At 69.2% G+C, this 19,043-nt stretch carries 28 protein-coding genes and 1 pseudogene; all 29 read left to right on the plus strand.

Annotated elements, in window-relative coordinates:
- The first annotated feature begins 28 nt into the window (after positions 1-28).
- The 29 genes and pseudogenes from ACTIEF_RS06525 (at position 29) to ACTIEF_RS06665 (ending at position 19,032) form a co-directional block, all read left to right on the plus strand.
- Positions 29-1,036: an AAA family ATPase gene (locus ACTIEF_RS06525; protein WP_439471306.1), complete on the plus strand. Its 1,008-nt coding sequence runs from the start codon at positions 29-31 to the stop codon at positions 1,034-1,036.
- A gap of 11 nt (positions 1,037-1,047) precedes the next feature.
- Positions 1,048-1,425: a hypothetical protein gene (locus ACTIEF_RS06530; protein WP_439471307.1), complete on the plus strand. Its 378-nt coding sequence runs from the start codon at positions 1,048-1,050 to the stop codon at positions 1,423-1,425.
- Positions 1,422-1,550, plus strand: a complete 129-nt coding sequence (locus tag ACTIEF_RS06535) for a hypothetical protein (protein WP_439471308.1) — start codon at positions 1,422-1,424, stop codon at positions 1,548-1,550. Before ACTIEF_RS06530 ends, ACTIEF_RS06535 begins: the two co-directional genes overlap by 4 nt.
- A complete protein-coding gene (locus ACTIEF_RS06540) occupies positions 1,543-2,226 on the plus strand; it encodes a DUF3164 family protein (protein ID WP_439471309.1) in 684 nt (227 codons plus the stop codon). The genes ACTIEF_RS06535 and ACTIEF_RS06540 overlap by 8 nt, the downstream gene beginning before the upstream one ends.
- A pseudogene (locus ACTIEF_RS06545) lies at positions 2,223-2,429 on the plus strand (helix-turn-helix domain-containing protein); the annotation flags it as partial. The gene ACTIEF_RS06540 and the pseudogene ACTIEF_RS06545, both read left to right, overlap by 4 nt.
- Before the next feature lie 176 nt (positions 2,430-2,605).
- Positions 2,606-2,794, plus strand: a complete 189-nt coding sequence (locus ACTIEF_RS06550) for a hypothetical protein (protein WP_439471310.1) — start codon at positions 2,606-2,608, stop codon at positions 2,792-2,794.
- Positions 2,791-3,123, plus strand: coding sequence for a hypothetical protein (locus ACTIEF_RS06555; protein WP_439471311.1), 333 nt, complete (start codon positions 2,791-2,793; stop codon positions 3,121-3,123). The genes ACTIEF_RS06550 and ACTIEF_RS06555 overlap by 4 nt, the downstream gene beginning before the upstream one ends.
- A gap of 1 nt (position 3,124) precedes the next feature.
- The gene (locus ACTIEF_RS06560) at positions 3,125-3,808 is read left to right on the plus strand and encodes a hypothetical protein (RefSeq protein ID WP_439471312.1); all 684 of its coding nucleotides are present in this window, start codon (positions 3,125-3,127) and stop codon (positions 3,806-3,808) included.
- Positions 3,808-4,098: a hypothetical protein gene (locus ACTIEF_RS06565; protein WP_439471313.1), complete on the plus strand. Its 291-nt coding sequence runs from the start codon at positions 3,808-3,810 to the stop codon at positions 4,096-4,098. The genes ACTIEF_RS06560 and ACTIEF_RS06565 overlap by 1 nt, the downstream gene beginning before the upstream one ends.
- On the plus strand, positions 4,095-4,406 hold the full coding sequence (locus tag ACTIEF_RS06570; protein ID WP_439471314.1) for a LexA family protein: 312 nt from the start codon (positions 4,095-4,097) through the stop codon (positions 4,404-4,406). The genes ACTIEF_RS06565 and ACTIEF_RS06570 overlap by 4 nt, the downstream gene beginning before the upstream one ends.
- Entirely contained in the window at positions 4,403-4,726 is a 324-nt protein-coding gene (locus tag ACTIEF_RS06575) for a hypothetical protein (protein ID WP_439471315.1), read from the plus strand. The genes ACTIEF_RS06570 and ACTIEF_RS06575 overlap by 4 nt, the downstream gene beginning before the upstream one ends.
- Before the next feature lie 196 nt (positions 4,727-4,922).
- Positions 4,923-5,579, plus strand: a complete 657-nt coding sequence (locus ACTIEF_RS06580) for a gp16 family protein (protein ID WP_439471316.1) — start codon at positions 4,923-4,925, stop codon at positions 5,577-5,579.
- 3 nt (positions 5,580-5,582) lie between these two features.
- Positions 5,583-5,792: a hypothetical protein gene (locus tag ACTIEF_RS06585; RefSeq protein ID WP_439471317.1), complete on the plus strand. Its 210-nt coding sequence runs from the start codon at positions 5,583-5,585 to the stop codon at positions 5,790-5,792.
- 1 nt (position 5,793) lies between these two features.
- Positions 5,794-6,159 (plus strand): helix-turn-helix domain-containing protein, encoded by a 366-nt coding sequence (locus ACTIEF_RS06590; protein WP_439471318.1) that lies wholly within the window; start codon positions 5,794-5,796, stop codon positions 6,157-6,159.
- Between the two features lie 103 nt (positions 6,160-6,262).
- Positions 6,263-6,877: a hypothetical protein gene (locus tag ACTIEF_RS06595; protein WP_439471319.1), complete on the plus strand. Its 615-nt coding sequence runs from the start codon at positions 6,263-6,265 to the stop codon at positions 6,875-6,877.
- The gene (locus ACTIEF_RS06600; protein WP_439471320.1) at positions 6,874-7,182 is read left to right on the plus strand and encodes a hypothetical protein; all 309 of its coding nucleotides are present in this window, start codon (positions 6,874-6,876) and stop codon (positions 7,180-7,182) included. The genes ACTIEF_RS06595 and ACTIEF_RS06600 overlap by 4 nt, the downstream gene beginning before the upstream one ends.
- Positions 7,179-7,712: a hypothetical protein gene (locus ACTIEF_RS06605; RefSeq protein ID WP_439471321.1), complete on the plus strand. Its 534-nt coding sequence runs from the start codon at positions 7,179-7,181 to the stop codon at positions 7,710-7,712. The genes ACTIEF_RS06600 and ACTIEF_RS06605 overlap by 4 nt, the downstream gene beginning before the upstream one ends.
- A gap of 43 nt (positions 7,713-7,755) precedes the next feature.
- Complete coding sequence (locus ACTIEF_RS06610; protein ID WP_439471322.1) at positions 7,756-7,941, plus strand: hypothetical protein; 186 nt, start codon at positions 7,756-7,758, stop codon at positions 7,939-7,941.
- A complete protein-coding gene (locus ACTIEF_RS06615; RefSeq protein ID WP_439471323.1) occupies positions 7,941-8,195 on the plus strand; it encodes a TraR/DksA C4-type zinc finger protein in 255 nt (84 codons plus the stop codon). Before ACTIEF_RS06610 ends, ACTIEF_RS06615 begins: the two co-directional genes overlap by 1 nt.
- Positions 8,192-8,512, plus strand: coding sequence for a hypothetical protein (locus tag ACTIEF_RS06620; RefSeq protein WP_439471324.1), 321 nt, complete (start codon positions 8,192-8,194; stop codon positions 8,510-8,512). Before ACTIEF_RS06615 ends, ACTIEF_RS06620 begins: the two co-directional genes overlap by 4 nt.
- On the plus strand, positions 8,509-8,805 hold the full coding sequence (locus tag ACTIEF_RS06625; RefSeq protein ID WP_439471325.1) for a VpaChn25_0724 family phage protein: 297 nt from the start codon (positions 8,509-8,511) through the stop codon (positions 8,803-8,805). Before ACTIEF_RS06620 ends, ACTIEF_RS06625 begins: the two co-directional genes overlap by 4 nt.
- Before the next feature lies 1 nt (position 8,806).
- Complete coding sequence (locus tag ACTIEF_RS06630) at positions 8,807-9,367, plus strand: DUF3486 family protein (RefSeq protein ID WP_439471326.1); 561 nt, start codon at positions 8,807-8,809, stop codon at positions 9,365-9,367.
- Complete coding sequence (locus tag ACTIEF_RS06635) at positions 9,364-11,025, plus strand: hypothetical protein (protein WP_439471327.1); 1,662 nt, start codon at positions 9,364-9,366, stop codon at positions 11,023-11,025. The genes ACTIEF_RS06630 and ACTIEF_RS06635 overlap by 4 nt, the downstream gene beginning before the upstream one ends.
- Positions 11,022-12,686: a DUF935 domain-containing protein gene (locus ACTIEF_RS06640; RefSeq protein ID WP_439471328.1), complete on the plus strand. Its 1,665-nt coding sequence runs from the start codon at positions 11,022-11,024 to the stop codon at positions 12,684-12,686. Before ACTIEF_RS06635 ends, ACTIEF_RS06640 begins: the two co-directional genes overlap by 4 nt.
- A complete protein-coding gene (locus ACTIEF_RS06645) occupies positions 12,683-13,177 on the plus strand; it encodes a hypothetical protein (RefSeq protein ID WP_439471329.1) in 495 nt (164 codons plus the stop codon). Before ACTIEF_RS06640 ends, ACTIEF_RS06645 begins: the two co-directional genes overlap by 4 nt.
- Positions 13,178-16,153, plus strand: a complete 2,976-nt coding sequence (locus ACTIEF_RS06650; RefSeq protein ID WP_439471330.1) for a hypothetical protein — start codon at positions 13,178-13,180, stop codon at positions 16,151-16,153.
- A 9-nt stretch (positions 16,154-16,162) separates the two neighbouring features.
- Entirely contained in the window at positions 16,163-17,407 is a 1,245-nt protein-coding gene (locus tag ACTIEF_RS06655; RefSeq protein ID WP_439471331.1) for a phage minor head protein, read from the plus strand.
- Between the two features lie 108 nt (positions 17,408-17,515).
- Positions 17,516-18,574, plus strand: coding sequence for a phage protease (locus tag ACTIEF_RS06660; protein WP_439471332.1), 1,059 nt, complete (start codon positions 17,516-17,518; stop codon positions 18,572-18,574).
- Positions 18,574-19,032: a hypothetical protein gene (locus ACTIEF_RS06665; RefSeq protein ID WP_439471333.1), complete on the plus strand. Its 459-nt coding sequence runs from the start codon at positions 18,574-18,576 to the stop codon at positions 19,030-19,032. The genes ACTIEF_RS06660 and ACTIEF_RS06665 overlap by 1 nt, the downstream gene beginning before the upstream one ends.
- The last annotated feature ends 11 nt before the right edge of the window (positions 19,033-19,043 follow it).

Raw genomic sequence — 19,043 nt, forward strand, 5'->3', positions numbered from 1 at the left:
CCCCAGCTGTGAACGAGAGAGAGCTAACATGAACGTGGACCGCGAAGCCAGAGACTACACGGACGCCGACGTCGCCGACGTCCGGCAGCAGTTGCTGGAGCATCAGAAGGCCCAGGGCCTGTCGTGGGCGGAAATCTCCCGCAACATCGGTTCGGGACCCAGCGGCCAGGTGGCGAACAGCACCCTGAGCGCCTTCGCCAACGGCACCTATGCGGGCGGCGAGCCGGAGAAGGCCAGGAACGTCGCCTGGAAGGTGAACCGCTACCTGCAGGCCGAAGAGGCCCGGCGGAACGACGCGCTGCAGATGCCGGAGGTGCCCGGCTATGTGGCGACCCGGACCAGCCGCCTGATGATGGCCCAGGTGAAGTTCGCCCACATGGGCAATATTTCGGTGATGGTCGGCGAAGCCGGCATGGGCAAGACCGAGACTTTCAAGCGCTACAGCGCGCTCCAGCCAACCGCCTTCCACCTTCAGCTGAACCATACCACCCGGACGCCGGGGCCTATGCTGATCGCCTTGGCCAAGGCCACCGGCCGTCAGATCAAGGGCCGCGCGGCCGGGATGTCGGTGAAGTTCGACGACATCGTCGGTCGCCTGGCCGACCTGCGGGCCGTGTTGATCATCGACGAGGCCCAACACGCCAACGACGCCACCCTGGACCTGCTGCGGCAAATCCATGACGCCGCCGGATGCGGGCTGGTTCTGGCGGGCAACCGCACCGTCCTGGGCCGGGTCCAGACCGGGGTGCGGGAGGCCGAGTTCGCCGCCCTGCACAGCCGTGTCGGCTGGCCTCAGAGCTACGACCTTCCGTTCGCCGAGGACGTGGAGCTGCTGTGTGACGCCTGGGCCGTGCCTGCGGGCGCCAAGGAGCGCGAGTTCCTGCAGAAGGTCGGCCAACAGCCCGGAACGCTGCGGTCGGTCACCCAGACCCTGCTGATGGCCACCATCGCGGCCCGCCTCGACGACGAGGCCCGCACCTTCTCCCACATCAAGGCCGCCTGGACGCAACAGAAGCGCCAGCCGGTGGCCGTCTGAGGAGCCGCCCGATGACCTCCGTTCGCTACGCCCACGAAACCCCGCTGGAGCTGGTCGAGGCTGTCCTGAGGGACAACATCGACATGGACCGCTGGCAGCGCGCCGGGACCCTGACGCAGGCCGAGTGCGACCTGCTGACCCTTCGGTCGCGCGAGCGCCTGCAGCTGCTGCGCTCGATCCTCGCCGGTGAGGGCGAGGAGCCCGTCGAACTGACTGATGCGGGCGTCGCCGTGCTGACGGCGCTGAAGATCGGCGCGAACCCGGCGGCCCAGGAGCTGATCCGCCGGGCGCCGGGCCTGATGACCGCGCAGATGCTGGCCAACCATCCCGGCGTCACCCGGGGCCGCCGCTACGACAACTTCGTCGCCATCGACGGAGACCGGCCGTGATCGCCGGGCTGCAGCGCTGGCTGCGCTTCCTGCGGGACGCGTGGTGGCCCCCGGTCCCCGAGGTCCGCAGCCGCCGAACCGCCGCCCCTTCAAAATTCCAGATGAAAGCCAACCGCCATGACTGAACTGATCGACCCCGCCACCGCCCACCCCGTCCCGGCCCCTGCCGACCTGCCCGCAGGTCGGGAAGAGGTCGGCGGCAAGATCTACATGAAGAACGCCCAAGGTGGCCTGGACCCGGAAGAGAAGGTGAAGCCGACCGATCATCTGCAGGACCTGCTGGTCCGCACGATTGTCGCCCGCGCCCTGCCGCTGTCGGTCCAGATCGCCGAGTTCAAACAAGGCAGTTTCGACGATGTGGACGGCTACATCGAGCTGCTGGCCCAGCAGTACGGCACCAAGCCGCGCGGCAAGAAGGGCAACCTGACGCTGACGTCCTACGACGGCCTGCAGAAGGTGAACATCGCCGTGGCCGACAACGTCGTGTTCGGCCCCGAGCTGCAGATCGCCAAGCAGCTGTTCGACGAGGTCGTTCGTGAGGAAGCCGGCTCGTCCAGCGACTTTATCCGCGCGATCGTGACCCGGGCCTTCAACACCGACAAGGACGGCCTGGTGAACCGGGCCGAGCTGCTGAGCATCACCCGCGTCGAGCATGATGACCCGCGCTGGAACCGTGCCGTTCAGGCCATCCGCGAGTCCCAGCGCGTGATCGGGTCCAGGCGCTATGTCCGCGTCTTCACCCGGCCCTCGCTCGACGCCGGCTGGACCCCGGTCACCCTAGACGTGGCGGGGGCGAAATGACCGACGCCCTAGAACCCCGCCCGAACCGCCGTCAGCAGGCCAAGGCCCGGACACGGGCCAAGGTCATCGACGCAGCCCGCCGACTCTTCGTCGCCAAAGGCTACGCCGCCGCCACCATCCGGGACATCGCCCGGGAGGCCGGAATGTCAACCGGCGCGGTTTTCGCCAACTTCACCGACAAGGCCGACCTGTGGCGCGCGGTGAAGGGCAGCGAGCCTCCGGTCGAGACCTCGGTGACCCGCGCGGCTTCGGCCATGCTGACCGCGCTGCGGGACCTGCAGGCGGTGCGCCCGGTGAACTGGGACGACGCCGACGACGCGGCGACGTTCGAGGCCTGGACCAAGGCTGACGCCGCCGTGGCCCTAGCGGAGGGCCGGGAATGAGCGCCGCCCTGACGCCGTGGATGGACCTGTTCTGCGTCGCCTTCCTGGACGCCCTGGGGACCGGCCTGGCCTTCCTGGTCATCTTCCTGGTGATCGGTGGGCTCGGCTCCTGGCTGGACCGCTGGGCCGGCTTCCGCGCCGCCCTGCGGATCGCCCGCGCCCGTCGTGGGGAGCGCCGTCGTTGACCCCGACCATCTCCCCCGTTCAGGCCGACGCCCTGGTGCGCGGCGTGTCGCTGATCCGCCGCTATGACGTCCTGTCGGCGTTCGAGGCGGGCCTGCTGCAGGACTGCATCGAGCGGTATCGCCTCAAGGGCGACCGCACCGTCCTGACCGCCAACGAGTGGCGCGTGATCGAGGAGGCGATGGGCGCGCTGGACGCCGCCCACGCCGACCGTCTGCGCGCCATCAATGCCGCCGCACTCGCCGCGAAGTTCGAGCAAGAGGCCGAAGGCATTCGCGCCGATGCCATGGCCGCCCGCGCCCGGGCCAAGGGCAAAGAGGAGGCTGCCTGACATGACCGTCACCCTGACTGCCGACGTCTGCGCCCACGGCGTGATCGCCGCCGCTCAATACCTCGGCTATGACCCGATCAAGGCTGCCCAGGCGCAGCGCGGCCCGCTCCGCACTGCGGTCACGGCCGCCGCCGTCGCAGCCCAGCGCTTCAGTGGCCGCCCGAGGGGTGTGGTCGCCCGCATCTTCGACGTGCAGCCGAACTCCTTGGCGCGCTGCGAGCGGGTCAGCACCAAGGGCTTCGACCGGGCCTGTGAGCAGGCCGAGGCCGCGATGATGGCCGCAGCATCGGTGCAGCCCGCCGAAATCCTGCCGCCCGCCACCATCCGGGCGCCCGCCTGGGAAATCAACACGGTCGCCGGTCCTGCACCCGCGCCGGTCCTGGACATTCCGCCCGCTCCCAAGGTCGATCACATGGCGGCGATCCGGGAAGCCATGAAGCGGCGCGAAGGCGCGGCGCGCGCGCCCGTTCGGTCACAGTCGATGTGCGATTGGCCCAACAATTTGCCGGGGCAGGAAGCCGAGCCGCTGTGCCGTGAAACGCGCGTTCAAGGCCGCCTGTTCTGCCCGAAACACTGCCGCGCAGTCGGCCAGAAGGACACGCCCGTCGCGCTGAGCGCGCCCGAACTGCCCCGGTCGTACCGCGATCCCCGCGCCGAAAACGCCGTCGGTCGAGGCGCCCGCTGATGGCCCGCCGTAATCGCAAGTCGGGCGGATCGCGCCCCGCCGCGCGCTGGATCAAGTGGAATGATCATCTGGCCGTCGTCTTCGGTTTCGAAGCGCTGGCCGGTTGGACCGCGCCCTCGCAGGCGCGGGTGTCGCCGGGCCGGACCCGGATGACCTTCTCGGCCCGGTTCACCAACGCCGAGGGCGACGAAATGACGGCCCGCGTTCGCTGCGTACGCGACGGCCTCGGCGACTGGTTCGTCACGTCGTCCGAACTGGACCAGCGCTGGATGTTCGAGGGGGGCGAATGAGCAAGTCCCTGACCCACCAGCAGGCCCGGACCCTGAGCTTCATCCGCCGCTATCTGGCGGAGAACCCGGGTGTCGCCCCGTCCTTTCAGGAGATCGCGGATGAACTGGACCTGGCCAGCAAGTCCGCCGTCCATCGGCTTCTGGACGCCCTGCAAGAGCGCGGTCACATCCGCCGCGACCGCGCCCAGGCCCGCTCGATCGAACTGGTCTCGGCCGCCACGTCGTTCGACCTCACGGCGCTGTCCGACGCCGAGCTGAAGACGCTGGCGGGGCGGGTCTATTTCGAGCTGCAAGGGAGAGCCGCGTGAATCCGCTGCCTCGCGTCACATCGACCCACGGAAATCTTGTCATCGCTTGCCCCTGGTGCCGCGATGAAATGGACCACGCCACCGTCCGCCTCGGCGATCTTCAGGTCGCTTGGGAGGATGGCGACCCGACCTGGCCGGGCCGTTCTTCTGACGGTGAAGCCGAAGGCGCGGCCGTGGTCGACTGCCCCCGCTGCCTTCGCCCATCGATGCTCGCACTCGCCGGAAGCCTGACTGGCATCAAAGGCGAATCCCGGTGGCTGAAACTCGTGCCGGTGCGCACCGCCTCCGACCTGATCCTGATCCGTGGGAGCGCATCATGACCGTGCGCCAATCGCTGATCCATCACACGGCTGCCTGCCACGACTGCGGCGCGCGGTGTGATGCTCGCAATGCTCAGGCTTGGGCAACCAACCATGTGCGCCGCCATCCAGCCCACTTCGTCGAGGTTTCGCTGGGCTACGCCGTGAGCGACCGGCCCGTGAACGCGAAGCCCCATCCTGTTCCGGGGTATCGGCCATGAGCAAGAACCGCGCTGCCGTCGTGGCTGTCCAGATCGCCAAGCGCGACCTCGGCCTGGACGATGACACCTATCGCGATGTCCTGGAGCGGGTGACCGGGAAGCGGTCCTCGACCAGCTGCACCGACGCCCAGCTGCGGGCCGTGCTGGACGAGTTCAAGGCCAAGGGCTGGACGCCGAAGGTGATCACCGGCGGAAAGCCCGTGCAGGGTCGCAATCTGCGCGTCCACATCCGACCGGCCCCGGCGGACCATCCCTCGGCGAAGAAGGCGCGGGCGCTGTGGATCTCGCTCTGGAACCTGGGCGAGGTGCGGGAATCGTCTGACGCCGCCCTGGAAGCCTTCGCCCGGCGTCAGCTGGGGTGCGAGCGCCTGCAGTGGGCGGATCAGGCGCTGAGCTACAAGCTGATCGAGGCGCTGAAGGCCATGGCCGAACGGGCCGGATGGTCACAGCACATCTCGACCGTACTCTACACCGGCCCGCAGCGGCTGAAGATGCTGAAGGTCGGGCTGCTGAAGGCCCAGGCCGCGCGTCTGGGCCTGCCCGCGCCGGGGCCGGAGGTCCGCACCTGGACCGATGACCGCTTGCACGAGGAAATCCGCGAACACGGCAAGGCCATCCGCGCCGTCATCGAGGCCGCCGGGGACGCCGGGTGAACCATGGCCCTGGACCTGCTGACCCACGCCGAGCTGAAGGACGCGCAAGCGGACCTGTCGGCGGCGCGCGTCCGGCAGGCCGAGGCCCAGCGCCGGTTCCTGTTCGCGCCGCATGGCCAGCGGACCGTGCGCCTCAGCGCCCTGCAAGAGGCCGTTCAGGAGGCCCTGAAGGCCGAGCTGCGCGTCGCCCGCCTGTCGTCCGGGGAGGCGTGACGTGACCCCTCGTGAAGGCTCAATCTGGCCTGACGTCGTCGCCCTGATCGGCGAAGAACTGGCCGCGCAGATGTCCGCCGCCATGGGCGGAACGCGGCTGTATGTGCCGAAGTTCGCCGGCCCCAACCACCCGCTGACCCATGTGGTGGGCGACAAGGCCGCCGCCCTGATTGTCGCGGCGATGGCTGGCGAGTATCTGTTGCCCCCGATTGCGCTGGGGCGCGATGCGCGTATTGTCCAGCTCCGCGAGGGCGGCGAAACCATCGACGCCATCGCCTCGAAGGTGGGTTGCTCCCGCCGCACGGTCTTCAGCGTTCTGGAGATGGAACGGAAGATCAATCCGCCCCAACTCGATCTGTTCGGCTGACCTTCAGGTGCAGCGCTGCACCTGAACCCCGTGCCGTCCAAACCGTAGCTTGAGCCCCTAACGCAGCGGGGCGGCATATGGCTCCCCCGCGTCGGGGACCATCATGACCCTCAACATTCCACGCGATCGGCCCAAGCTGACGCGCCTTGAGCTTCACGCCGCCCTGGTCGGTCGCTTCGGCGCGGCCGAGGTGAAGCGTCTGGGCTGGGGCGACACCCTGATCATCGTGGGCGTACGCGGCTACTATCGCGACACCATGGGCGTGGTCGGCGAGAATGATCGCGGCCTGTACGATGACGCCCTGTTCCTGGTCGGCCCCAGCGAGTTCGAAGCCTTCAACGGCAACACCGATCCCAGCAAGTTCCGCCCCGGTCGCGGCGACGGCGCGGGCAAGGGCATGGCCAGCCTGAAGCCGGGCATCTGGCCCGCATTCCAGTTCGGAAAGCACAAGCAGCAATACGAGGCGCTGGTCCAGACGGCCGGCAAGGTCACCGTGGTGCGCGACGGCCTGGATGGCGCGTACGAGCGCACCGGCTACTTCGGCATCAACATCCACCGGGGCGGCAACACCACCACGTCCAGCGAGGGCTGCCAGACCATCCCGCCGGATCAGTGGCCCCGGTTCATCCAGCGCGCCACCCAGATCGGCAAGGCGGTCTTCGGCGCCCGGTTCCGCACCGAGCCCGTGACCTATGTCCTGCTGGACGGTCTGAAATGACCGACACCCGTCTGGTCCCGGCCCCGCCGCGCCTGCAGGAGATTACCTGGCTGTGGCGCCGGTGCTTCTCGTTCGGCCTCGCCGCCCTGATCCTGGTCCTGCTGGCCGGCATCATCTGGTCGCTGGGTCATCTGACGCTGGGCCAGGGGGCGGTGAACGCCCTGACCGGCATCGCCTTCGCCCTGATCGCCCTGCTGTTCGCCGACATGCTGGTCTACGTCGGCGGCGCCACCACCTATGAGCTGGTCCAGCTGGCCCAGGCGGCGAAGATCGACATCAGCCTCGGCAAGCGAGGCGGCCAATGATCCGCTTCCTGACCGTGACCTCCATCGGGCTGGCCCTGACCAGCGCCGTCGGCGTGGGCCTGATCCTGTCCAAGAACCGCGAGGAGACCGGCCTGCGGGCCACCCTGTCGGCCTTCCTGGACTGCGATGCGGCGGTGACCAATTCCGACCTGACGGCCTCGGCCGCCCGCTGTTCGGATGCGGTCGCCGCCGTCCACCGGACCGCCCGTCGCTCCGAACGCTGCGACGTCGCCCTGAATACCTCGGACGGCTTCTCGATCGACGCGGCCTGCAGCGCCCCGGTCAAGCAGGTCGTCGCCGAGCGCGACGCCCGCACCCGCGAGCGCAACGGCCTTCAGGCCACCCTCAACGACCTCCGGCGCGGCCAGGCCGCCGCCATCGCCAGCGCCGAGGCGCGCGGCAGAACCCAGACCCAAAGGACCGACCGTGCTGAACAAGACCTGGCTGACGCCCCGCGTACCGCTGCTGGCCTTGGCCGTTGCGACGCTGACTGCCTGCAACGGCTCGGCGGCGCGTCTACCGCTCGCTGACACCCCGGCGCCCAGCCCCGTCATCGAGACGCGGGAGGTGGTGGTGCGTCAGTGTCCCGCCGCCCTGGCGTCGCCGGTTCAGGCCCGGCCCGCGCCGGGCGCGGACGCCGTGGTCGAATACAACACCGCCGGTGGCCGCTGGCTGGCTGAGGTCATCGCCTGGGGCGCGGCGGGCTGGGCGACCCTGAACGACGCCCGCGCGGACTGTCCCGAGGTCGAGCCCGACTGATGGACGAGGCTGACCGCTCCCAGGCCTTCGCCGACCGCGAGGCTGAACGCATCCTGGCCGACGCCCGATCGCGCAACGCCGCCGCCGCCCTGAGCGGCGGTGTGCGTCCGGCGCTGCGCGTCTGTGTGGACTGTGACGATCCCATCGACGCCCGCCGTCTGGCCGCCGCCCCGGCGGCCATCCGCTGCACCCACTGTCAGGGCTGTGCCGAACAGCACGACACCCGCCGCCGTTCCGGAGTGATTTGGCCGTGAAAGAGTTGCTCCCCTACTTCAGCCTGGCCATCGCCGTGATCGCCTGCGCCCTGTCCGCCTGGACGGCGGTCAGGGCGGGCCGCTGGCGCAACAGTGAGGCCCATGCGGCGCTGCTGGGGCGGGTCGGATCGCTGGAGAGCTGGAAGACGCTCACCGACCAAAAGCTGACCGGCATCGAGAGCGACCTGAGTGAGCTGCCGACCGCCGCCGATCTGGCGCGGCTGGAGGGCGAGATCAAGCGCACCATCTCCATCGCAGAGCGCACCGAAAAGGCGGTGGATCGGCTTCACGGCTATCTGATGGAGCGCGGATCATGAGCTTCGTCGATCACTTCATGAAACATCTGCGCCTGACGATCCTGCGGGCATTGAACGACGCGCCCGGCTGTTCGGCCAATGCGTCGATCCTGAAGACCGTGGCCGAAAGCCTGGGCCTGCCCGCCACCCGCGACCAGATGCACACCGCCATCGACTGGCTGGCCGAGCAAGGGCTGGTGACCAAGGAGTCGGTTCTGAACCTGATCGTGGCCAAGCTCACCGAGCGTGGTCGCGATGTCGCCGAGGGTCGCGCGCGTGTCGAGGGCGTCGCTCGCCCCGGGCTGGGCGGCTGAGATGGGCCGCTCCAAGGTCGAGCGCCTGCCGGAGCCCATCCGGGCGCAACTGGAAGACTGGCTGCGGGACGCCATCGCCGGACGGCTGACGTTGGACGAGGTGATGCTGCGCTTCGACGCCCAGTTCGCCGACCAGCTGGGCGAGGACGCACCGTCGCGATCCGCCGTGCACCGCCACGCCCAGAAGTTCGAGGCCATCTCGGCCCGGATGAAGAAGTCGCGCGAGATCGCCGAAATGCTGGTCGCCGAGGCGGGACCACAGCTGGCGGACGGCAAGGGCTTCCAGGTGCTGGTCCAGGGCTTCCACTCGCTCGCCTTCGACCTGCTGGCCAATGTGGACGATGAGAAGCCCTTCGACCCGGAGAACCTGATGTTCTTCGCCCGGGCCATCCAGTCGGTCGCCTCGGCCCAGAAGACCGACGCGGACCGCGCGCTGAAGCTGAAGCTGGAGGCGAAGAAGGAAGCGGTCGCCGAGGTCGAGAAGGTCGCCAAGCAGGAGGGCCTGTCCAACGACACCCTGAACCGCATCCGCGCCGGCATCCTCGGGGTCGCCCCGAAATGACCGTAACCGCCGCCGACCTGGTCGATCGCGCCGGGAACCCGCGCGCCTCGCCTCGCACAGCGTCTGCGCCCATCGCCGACCTACTGCAGGTCGCGCCCGAGGACGCCGTCCTGCTGCCCTACCAGCAGCGGCTGCTGAACTGCACCGCCCAGGTCGTCGTCTACGAGAAGAGCCGCCGCATCGGCATCAGCTGGGCCGCCGCCGCCCAGGCGACCCTGATCTCGGCCGCCGACGAAAAGGCGGGCGGCGACGACTGCTTCTACATCGGTTTCGAGAAGGAGATGACGCGCGGCTTCATCGACGACTGCGCGTTCTGGGCCAAACACTATGGCGTCGCCGCCGGTGAGGCCGAGGAGTTCGTCTTCGTCGATAGCGACCCGACCGGTGACAAGTCGATCCAGGCGTTCCGCATCAAGTTCGCCTCCGGCTTCACCATCGTGGCCCTGACCTCAAAGCCCCGGAACCTGCGAAGCCGGCAGGGCTTCGTGATCCTGGACGAGGCGGCCTTCATGGATGACCTCGACGAGATGATGGCCGCCGCGCTGGCGCTGCTGGTCTGGGGCAGCCGCGTCTGGGTCATCTCTTCCCACCTGGGCGTGGACAATCCGTTCAACCAGCTGGTCGAGGAGTGCCGGGCCAAGAAGAAGCCCTATGCCCTGTTCCGGACGACCTTCAGCGATGCGATCGCCGACGGCCTCTATCGCCGCATCTGCCTGAAGCGCGGCATTCCCTGGACGCCGGAGGGCGAGGCCGAGTGGGAAGCGGAGATCCGCGCCAACTACGGCGAAAAGGGACCGCGTGAGCTGGATTGCGTCCCGGACCAGGGCTCCGGCGTCTGGCTGACCCGTTCGATGATCGAGGCTTGCGCGACCGCCGGCGGGCCGGACTGTCTGCTGAAGCTGTCGCTGCCGGTCGGCTGGGAGCAGCGGCCCAAGGACTTCCGGGAGAGCTATGTCAACGACTGGCTGGAGCAGCACGTTCGGCCCCACATCGAGCGGCTGGACAAGCGGCTGCGTCACGTCTTCGGCCAGGACTTCGCCATGACCGGCGACGCCTCGATCATCGCGCCGGGCGCCATGCAGAGGACCGGCGGTCTGGTCATCCCCTTCGCCATCGAGATGCGGCGGGTCCCCTACGCCCAGCAGAAGCAAATCCTGTTCTGGGTCGTTCACCGGCTCCCCCGGTTCTCGGGCGGCAAGCTGGACGCCCGGGGCAACGGCCAGCCGCTGGCCCAGGAGGCCAAGCAGGAGTTCGGCGCGTCACTGATCGAAGAGGTGATGCTGAGCAACGGCTGGTACCTGGAGAACATGCCGCCGCTGAAGGCGGACTTCGAAGACCAGACCGTCGCGATCCCGCGCCACCCCGACCTGATCGATGACATGCGTCAGGTCGAGCTGGTTCGAGGCATCCCCAAGGTCCCGGACGGCAAGCGCACCAAGGGCGAAGACGGCGAGCAGCGTCACGGCGACTTCGCGCCGGCCCTCGCCCTGTGCCGGGCGGCCAGCGAGGAGGATGTCATCACCTACGGCGGCTACGAGGGCATCCCCGGCCGCCATGCCGCCCAGCTGGCCAAAGACGCCAGCCGGAGCCAACCGGCCAGCCTTGAGCGGGCCTTTGCTGAAGACGATCAAGAGACGGGACGAGGCGGCGCATGGTGACCAAGGCGACTGGATTGGTCGATCAGTTCGGGCGGCCTGTCTCGACCCAGCTGCTGCGCGAGGAGCTGTCCGCCGCGACGGTGACCGGCGTGCGCTCCATCCTGAGCGGCCACCCGGAAGTCGGGATGGACCCGGTGAAGCTGGCCAGCATCCTGCGGGCGGCCGAGCGCGGCGACGCCACACGCTATCTCGAGCTGGCCGAGGCGATGGAGGAGAAGGACCTTCATTACCTGTCTGTCCTCGGCACGCGGAAGCGGGCCGTGGCGCAGCTGCCCATCACGATCGAGGCCGCCGATGACACGCCCGAGGCCGAGGCCGACGCCGAGCTGGTCCGCCAGTGGCTGAAGCGCGACACTCTTGAAGACGAGCTGTTCGACATCCTGGACGCCATCGGCAAGGGCTTCTCCGTGTCCGAGATCATCTGGGAGATGTCGGAGAGCCAATGGTGGCCCAAGCGCCTGATCTGGCGCAATCCGAACTGGTTCCAGTTCGACCGGATCGACGGGGAGACCCTGCGGCTGCGCGACGGCTCGGCCGAGGGCGCGGCCCTGGAGCCGTTCAAGTACCTGGTTCACATCCACAAGGCCAAGTCGGGCCTGCCGATCCGGGGAGGCCTGGCCCGCGCCATCGCGTGGATCTACCTGTTCAAGAACTACACCCTGAAGGATTGGATGGCGTTCGCCGAGATCTACGGCATCCCCTTCCGCGTGGGCCGGTACGACACCGGGGCCACGGACGCCGACCGTCGGGCGCTGCTGCGCGCCCTGTCGTCCATGGGGTCGGACGCTGCCGGCATCATCCCCAAGTCCACCGAGATCGAGTTCGTGGACGGCAAGCAGTCGGCCAGCGACGGCTCCCTGTTCAAGAACCAGGCCGAGTATTTCGACCAGCAGGAGTCGAAGGCCGTGCTGGGCCAGACCGCGACGACGGATGCGGTGGCGAGCGGCCTGGGCGGCGGTCTGGGCAACGTCCACAACAATGTGCGTGGCGACATCGAGCGCGCCGACGCCAAGCAGCTGGCCGCCACCCTGAACGTCGGGCTGATCCCGCCGATGGTCATGCTGAACCGGGGACCGAGGAAGGCCTATCCCCGGGCGGTGATCGGGCGCGAGGAAGCCGTCGATCTGAAGGCCATGGTCGAAGCCGCTGGTCCGTTGATCGATCGCGGCCTGCAGGTCCCGGCCGGCTGGGCGCGCAAGCTGCTGAGGGCGCCCGAGCCCAAGGCCGGTGAAGAGGTTCTGAAGCCGATCGCGCCCGCGCCCGCGCAAACGCCTCAGGAGCCCGCTGAGGGGGCACCTCCGCTGCCGTCACCCGCGACACCCCCGGAAAAGCCGTCCACGGCCCTCTTAGAGCCTCTTAAGCCGCAAGCGGATCGGAAGATCGCCCTGCATTCGGCGGGTCAGCCGAACGATGCGGACGCCATCGACCTGTTCATCGGGTCGCAGCTTGAGGCGTGGGAGGAGCTGGTCGAACCGGTGATCGGTCCGGTCGAGGCGATGCTGGCCGACGCCGCCGATCTGGCCGAGGCCAAGGATCGGCTGCTGGGCCTGATCGAGTCGGACCAGGCCGATGACCTGGTCCAGCTGCTGGCGCGCGGCGGCTTCTCGGCGCGCCTGGCCGGGGCCTCGGGCCAGCCGCTGGATGACCGGGTGTCCGAATGAGCAGCCCGGTCCTGCCCAACCTGCATGACCAGTTCGTCTTCACCCGGGGACGGGTCGCGGACTATCGCGCCGCCAACGGGGCCATCGTCTCGGCCGCCGTCGATGAACCGCGCTTTGACCATGACGTGAAGGGGAAGCTGCTGGGCCTGCTGGTCGAGGGCCGCCCCGACACGCGCCACCCGGACCGGCTGGCCAGCAAGCCGGGCGCCTGGGCGCAGGGCAAGGCCACGGTCCTGCATGAGTTCATCACCCCCGGCGGCAAGCTGCGACGCCGGGCCTGCTACATCGCCGCCAACCATCGCGAGACGGTGGACGGCTTCGTGAACACCAAGGGCTGGCACCGGCAGATCGCCGTCGTCGCGGGATACCTGAAGAACGAAGGCGGCGCGGTGCGCTGGCGCCGCGTCGATTGGACCCTCGGCGCGATCCTCGCCGTCGACGACGGCATCGCCCTGGGCGTCACCCCCGAAATTCTGCTGCTGGAGGGCTGAATGGCCGACATCGTCACACAGACCATCAATCAGGCCGGTGAGGCCACGGACATTCTGGACACCGACTGGCACGTGATGCAGCGCGGCGACGCGCCGGCGCAGAAGATCGCCCACGGGGCCGTGCGCCAGTCGGTCGCCGAACAGGTCGCCGCCGAGTTCCCGGAAAGCCATCTGGCCGAGGCGCTGGCGGCCGTGGCCGAAGCCGGTGAAAAGGCCGATGACGCGGCGGCCTGGGCGGGCGCGGCGTCCGATGACGCCGACGCGGCCGAGATCGCCCGGGGGCTGACGGTCGCGGCGTCCGAGCGGGCCATCATGGCCGCCGCGACCAGCCTGAGCTATCCGAACAGCGCGGCCACGGCGGTGCCGCGCGGCGTCACCTCGATCAACCTGACGGCCCCGGGCAACGGCTACACCAACGGGACGGATTTCGTCGGCGTCCTGACCGGCGGCGGCGGCTCGGCCGCACGATTCCTGTTCGACGTCGTCGGCGGGGCGGTGACCAATCTGCACGGACTGGAGCCGGGCTATGGCTTCACCGGCAATCCGACCGGGGCCAGTTTCGCGACGGCGGGCGCGGGCACGGGCGCGACCGTCGCGGCGGTGGCCAGCCATCTGGTGCCGTCGGGCAAGTTCTACTGGGCGGCCTCAGCCAACGGCGCGACCGAGTCGATGTACCAGAACAACGCCGGGGCGCCCCTGCTCGTCACGCCCGAGGTCAAGCGCCCCTATGCCGGTCAAATCCCGGCGACCGCCGCCGCCAGCTCTTCGGTCCTGTGGGACGTGACGCCGGAGTTTCCGGTCGTCGGGCTGGGCCAGAAGATCAGGGCCATCGCGCCCGGCAACAACGGCGCGGGTCAGCTGAAGATCGGCGCGCCCAACCTGTTCGGCGGCGTCCGCACCGATGTCATCCTGCCGACCGGCGAGCCCGTGCCGCAGAACCATATCCGGGCCAACTACCCCTTCGAGTTCACCCCGGCGGTGATCGGCGGGAACAATCGCCTGATCCTGACCTTCCCGCCGTATATCCCGGACGCCCAGAAACCGCGCCTGCAGTGGATGGGACCGCTGGGCTACAATCTCGGCTCGGCCGCCATCGTGGCCGGCAACACGATCACCGGCGAGGTGTCGGGCGTGACCGCCGTGGTCATCTCGGTTCCGGACGCCGAGGCCACCGGCGTTCCCTGGGACGGGACCCGCGCCGGGACCCTGTATGTTGAGACGCCTGCGGCCTTCATCGCGGGCGAGAACCTGCTGGTCGGCGGCGTGGTCAAGGCCAAGGCCACCGGCCCGGTCAGCCTGACGGCCGCCATGAGCGCGAGGATCGCTTCGCCCGGCCAGACCCTGCCGACCGGGCTTTACGGGCCGGAGTTTGACCTGCGGGTGCCGACGCCCAAGCTGTATGGCTCCCCCTCGATCAAGATCTACGCCAACGACGGCGTCACCGTGATCCTGCCCGCCGCCCAGATCCGGCTGTCCGACGACGTGACGATCCCGCTGGCGGCGAACTACTGGCTGGGGCTGGATCAACTGCGGCTGTCCCGCAGCAAGGTCTCCAACCAGATGAACCTGCTGAAGGGGCCGGACAACACCCTCAACACCGTCACCGAGGCGCTGAGCAGCCGACTGAACGACATGCCGCCCCGGCAGGCGCAAATCCTTCTGACCCGCGACACCCAGAAGCGCATCCATATCGCCAGCGCCAACCTGGCCTATGACGACGCGTCCAAGCGGATGAACCAGGACGTTCATCACACCCTGCTGGTCGATCTGGCCGAGGGGATGTCACAGACGGCATATTTCAAATCGGCGACGGCCTGGGCGGTCAACTCCGAATGGGCGGAGGTCGAGGGCCGCACGCTGCGCTACAGCGCCCTGAGTTCGGACGACATGGGCGCGGGCGTCTATGACACCCTGCAGCCGTCGATCATGGAGCCGGTCGGCTATTTCGGCCTGATCACCGAGAACCTGGGCGAGAACTTCGTCGGCGGGGCCTGGCCGGGCAAGACCCGGGGAACAGATATCGGCCTGGGCCACGGCAATGCTCGGCTGGTCTCGACGTCGATGCAGGCCGAGTGCTTCGTCGGCTTCGCCGGTCCCTGGACCTGGCAGGATGTGGCGGGGACCGCCGCGCCGGGCCGCAAGCGCGCCCGCGCCCTGACCCTGACCCAGACCTTCGACGCCCTGAGGCGCACCCAGACCGGGGTGGAGTGCATCGGACAGGTCACCTTCAGCCACATGCTGTCCTATCAGTGGGCAGGCTGGCGGCTGTATGCCCAGACCAAGTTCGGGGCGAGCATGGCCTATACCGACTATGGCCCCACCGTGATCGCCGAGGGCGCCACCATCACCGGCGCGACCTCGGGCGCCACCGCCAGGATCGCGGTCATCCCGGCCGCCGAGATCACCTCGGGAACCATCGCCGCCGGCACCGCCGCCGGGCGCTGGAATGTGACCGATGTCGTGGGCACCTTCGTGGCCGGCGAGACCCTGACGGTCGGCGGCGTGGCACGGGCCAAGGCGGGCGGTCCCGCCGGGCCGCGCATCGCCGTGCTGCAGAACTTCGGCCACATGCTGATCGCCACCACGGTCAACGAAGCCAAGGTCGCCGGATTGCCCGCCCAGGCCACCGGGTTCGAGCGGCCCAGCTCGGACGACCTGACCGGTCCCGGCGCGGGCAAGTACACCCAGCCGCACGGCCAGGGCTCGCGCGCCCAGTTCCGGCACACCAACGTCCCCGATGTCATCTATGAGCTGGTCAACGTCGACGGCGCCTGGGCCGAGGTCGCCAGTCCGATGACCCCGGACGGCTACCCTGCCGGACAGGGGCCGTTGAGCGGCTTCTGGGTGCAGGACCGCGAGGAAGGGGTCCGCAAGTTCTACAACAGCCCCTACACTGGCGCGCTCGGAGCCCAACCGTTCGACGGCATCAAGGAGTTCCGGGCGATCCGTCGCTTCCGGCGCGGCGCCCTGGTCTAGGGCGCCGCCATGGCCGTCGAGCTGAAGCCGCTGCCGCCCGTCGAGGCGATCAACTTCTTTCGCCGGAAGGGGCTGCTGCCGTCGTTCGCCTGGGAGGACGTCTGGCAGGAGGAACACGCCCGCGCCTTCACCGTGGCCAAGGCCATGCGGCGGGAAGTCCTGGAGGACATCCGGGCCGCCCTGGACCGCGCCCTGTCCGAAGGGCGGACGCTGGAGCAGTTCCGCGAGGAGCTGACGCCGATCCTGCAGGCGCGGGGTTGGTGGGGCGTCCAGGAGATGACGGACCCGCTGACCGGCGAGGCCGGGCCGGTCCAGCTGGGCTCACCGCGCAGGCTGCGGACCATCTTCGACGTCAACATGCGCAGCGCCTACTCGGCGGGCCGCTGGGAGCGCATCCAGCGGGTGGCGGCCGCCATGCCCTATCTCCGGTACTTCTGTGTCGGCGGTCCGGGCGGTGACGGGCGGAACCGCCCGCAACACCTCGCCTGGCACGGTACGATCCTGCCGGTGGGTCATCCGTGGTGGCGGACCCACTACACGCCGTGCGGCTGGCGGTGTCGTTGCGGCGTCCAGCAGTTGAACCTGCGGACGATCCAGCGTCGCGGCTGGACCGTGACCGAGGAGCCGATCCGGTTTCCGATGAAGCGGCACGTCAACCGCCGCACCGGCGAGGTCTCGATGATCGAGGAGGGCATCGATCCCGGCTTCAACTTCAATGTCGGGGAAGCCTATCTCGACGGCATCACCGCTCGGCCGCTGCCGGATGTCCCGGAGAGCGGCGGTGACGATCCGGTCGCGACCATGGCCCAGTCGCCCGCCCGGGAGGGCGAGCTGCTGGACGCCGGCACCGACATCGCGGACGCGGCCGCCGCCTTCCTGGCCGAGCTGGAGGCCGCGACCGGTCGCGTGTTCCAGGACGTGGCGGGCGACCGGCTGGCCATCGGTCCGGCCCTGTTCAAACGCCTGGACGGCAAGGCGCCGCGGTGGCCCGAGGTTCGGGTCCGCAGCCTGCAGCTGGTCGCCCGCGCCATTGCCGATCCGGACCAGATCAGGGAGGTCTGGCGCGAGGCCGAGGACGGTCGCCAGATGCTGGTCCGTCGCTATGTCGCCGCCTTCAGCACCCCCGACGGCCTGATCGATGTGATGGCCGAGTTCGGAACGGACGGCTGGCGCGTGCGCTCCTCGGCCGAGCCCGACTTCCACATCGTCGCCGTTCTGGGCGGACGGGTGGTCTACCGGCGTGAGTCGATCTAAGAGGGTTTTCAGCGGCCCCTGAAGCGACTGTCTCCGGTGCGAGCCTGCACCTGAAACCGCTCCCGGCGATCCGGCATGTTCCCGACCTACTCGGGGACCCAGCCGCTCTTGAAAACCAAGACCTCCACCTCTGCCCTTGCGTTCGGCGTCGCCTCCGAGTGCGTCACGCTGGCGGCCTCGGCTGACGGCGCGCCGCTCGACTGGGTGAAGCTGCTGCCCATGGGCCGCTTCGGCGGCGTGGACGGTCGTGGCGGCTATCTGATCGAGAACGTCGCCCACGCCGAGCAGATCGTCGCGGCCAGCAAGCCGCGCGCCGAGAGCCGCGACCCCGTCGTCGATTACGACCACCAGACGGATTACGCCGCCACGGACGGCGTCGGCGGCACCGCCCCGGCCTCGGGCTGGATCGTCGAGATGTCGGCCCGTGAGGACGGCATCTGGGGGCGCATTGACTGGACCGACAAGGCGAAGGCCGCCCTGGCCGCGCGGGAGTACCGCTACATCAGCCCGGTCTTCCCCCATTCGAAAACCACGGGACGCGTCATGGCGATCCTGCGGGCCGGCTTGACCAACAAGCCCAACCTGGAACTCGGCGCGCTGGCGTCCGAGGCCGAACCTGTCATTGGAGACACCGACTTGGACAAGACCAAGCTCGCCCAGAGCCTCGGCCTGGGCGACGATGCGACCGAGGAGCAAATCCACGGCGCGATCGACACCCTGAAGACCGGCAGCGCCGGCTTCGCCACCGTCGCCCAGGCGTCGGGCTGCGCGGTCACCGCCTCGGCGGCCGACGTGGTCACCGCCATCAACGCCAGCAAGGCCAAGACGGGTCAGGACGACGTCGTCGTCACCCTGCAGGCCGAGGTCAACCAGCTTAAGGCCGACGCGGCCCGGAAGGCCGCCGTCGAGGCGACTGACGCCGCGATCAAGGCCGGCAAGGTCACCCCGGCCGCCCGCGACACCTTCATCGCCCTGCACGCCTCGAACGCCGATCAGTTCAAGGCGATCGTCGATGCCGCCCCGGTCGTGCTCCAGCCGGGCGCCAAGCCCGACCAGGAGGTCCAGCCGACCAAGGGGCATCTGTCCGATTCCGAGAAGGCGGTGTGCGCCTCCATGGGCTGGGCCGAAGCCGACTTCCTGAAGGCGCGTGACGAGGAGGCCGCCTGATGGCCCTTACCAAACCCCGCAAGATCGAAGCCCTGGCGGGCGCCGGTCGCTTCCGCCTGGCCGTCGCCGCCGGTGTGACCATCATCCAGTCCGGTCTGGTCATCCTGGCCGCCGGCAACGCGCGTGCTGCCCGTGAAGGTCAGGGCGCGGACAACGCGGCCAAGGCCGCCGACGCCGCCACCTATGTCGCGGCGGGCGTGGCGCTGGAGACCGTCACCGGCGGCGCCGCGAACGGCGCGGTCACCGTCGAGGTCGATCGGAGCAGGCCTTACTGCTTCAAGAACTCGGCCGCAGGCGACGCCATCACCGCCGCCGACATCGGCCGCACCGCCTACATCGTCGATGACGAGACGGTGGCCAAGACCTCCCCCAACTCGACCCGCGCCAAGGCCGGGGCGATCGAAGACGTCACCGCCGAGGGCGTCTTCGTGTCCATCGGCAAGGCCGCCTGGGCCTAAGGAGCGAACCC

The organism is Brevundimonas sp., assembly GCF_051858995.1.
GTDB lineage: Bacteria > Pseudomonadota > Alphaproteobacteria > Caulobacterales > Caulobacteraceae > Brevundimonas.

What these genes read in the sequence shown, in the direction of transcription:
- ACTIEF_RS06525 (WP_439471306.1), top strand. Translation starts at nt 29, where the DNA reads ATGAACGTGGACCGCGAAGCCAGAGACTACACGGACGCCGACGTCGCC.
- ACTIEF_RS06530 (WP_439471307.1), top strand. Translation starts at nt 1,048, where the DNA reads ATGACCTCCGTTCGCTACGCCCACGAAACCCCGCTGGAGCTGGTCGAG.
- ACTIEF_RS06540 (WP_439471309.1), top strand. Translation starts at nt 1,543, where the DNA reads ATGACTGAACTGATCGACCCCGCCACCGCCCACCCCGTCCCGGCCCCT.
- ACTIEF_RS06550 (WP_439471310.1), top strand. Translation starts at nt 2,606, where the DNA reads ATGAGCGCCGCCCTGACGCCGTGGATGGACCTGTTCTGCGTCGCCTTC.
- ACTIEF_RS06560 (WP_439471312.1), top strand. Translation starts at nt 3,125, where the DNA reads ATGACCGTCACCCTGACTGCCGACGTCTGCGCCCACGGCGTGATCGCC.
- ACTIEF_RS06565 (WP_439471313.1), top strand. Translation starts at nt 3,808, where the DNA reads ATGGCCCGCCGTAATCGCAAGTCGGGCGGATCGCGCCCCGCCGCGCGC.
- ACTIEF_RS06570 (WP_439471314.1), top strand. Translation starts at nt 4,095, where the DNA reads ATGAGCAAGTCCCTGACCCACCAGCAGGCCCGGACCCTGAGCTTCATC.
- ACTIEF_RS06580 (WP_439471316.1), top strand. Translation starts at nt 4,923, where the DNA reads ATGAGCAAGAACCGCGCTGCCGTCGTGGCTGTCCAGATCGCCAAGCGC.
- ACTIEF_RS06585 (WP_439471317.1), top strand. Translation starts at nt 5,583, where the DNA reads ATGGCCCTGGACCTGCTGACCCACGCCGAGCTGAAGGACGCGCAAGCG.
- ACTIEF_RS06595 (WP_439471319.1), top strand. Translation starts at nt 6,263, where the DNA reads ATGACCCTCAACATTCCACGCGATCGGCCCAAGCTGACGCGCCTTGAG.
- ACTIEF_RS06600 (WP_439471320.1), top strand. Translation starts at nt 6,874, where the DNA reads ATGACCGACACCCGTCTGGTCCCGGCCCCGCCGCGCCTGCAGGAGATT.
- ACTIEF_RS06605 (WP_439471321.1), top strand. Translation starts at nt 7,179, where the DNA reads ATGATCCGCTTCCTGACCGTGACCTCCATCGGGCTGGCCCTGACCAGC.
- ACTIEF_RS06615 (WP_439471323.1), top strand. Translation starts at nt 7,941, where the DNA reads ATGGACGAGGCTGACCGCTCCCAGGCCTTCGCCGACCGCGAGGCTGAA.
- ACTIEF_RS06625 (WP_439471325.1), top strand. Translation starts at nt 8,509, where the DNA reads ATGAGCTTCGTCGATCACTTCATGAAACATCTGCGCCTGACGATCCTG.
- ACTIEF_RS06630 (WP_439471326.1), top strand. Translation starts at nt 8,807, where the DNA reads ATGGGCCGCTCCAAGGTCGAGCGCCTGCCGGAGCCCATCCGGGCGCAA.
- ACTIEF_RS06635 (WP_439471327.1), top strand. Translation starts at nt 9,364, where the DNA reads ATGACCGTAACCGCCGCCGACCTGGTCGATCGCGCCGGGAACCCGCGC.
- ACTIEF_RS06645 (WP_439471329.1), top strand. Translation starts at nt 12,683, where the DNA reads ATGAGCAGCCCGGTCCTGCCCAACCTGCATGACCAGTTCGTCTTCACC.
- ACTIEF_RS06650 (WP_439471330.1), top strand. Translation starts at nt 13,178, where the DNA reads ATGGCCGACATCGTCACACAGACCATCAATCAGGCCGGTGAGGCCACG.
- ACTIEF_RS06655 (WP_439471331.1), top strand. Translation starts at nt 16,163, where the DNA reads ATGGCCGTCGAGCTGAAGCCGCTGCCGCCCGTCGAGGCGATCAACTTC.
- ACTIEF_RS06665 (WP_439471333.1), top strand. Translation starts at nt 18,574, where the DNA reads ATGGCCCTTACCAAACCCCGCAAGATCGAAGCCCTGGCGGGCGCCGGT.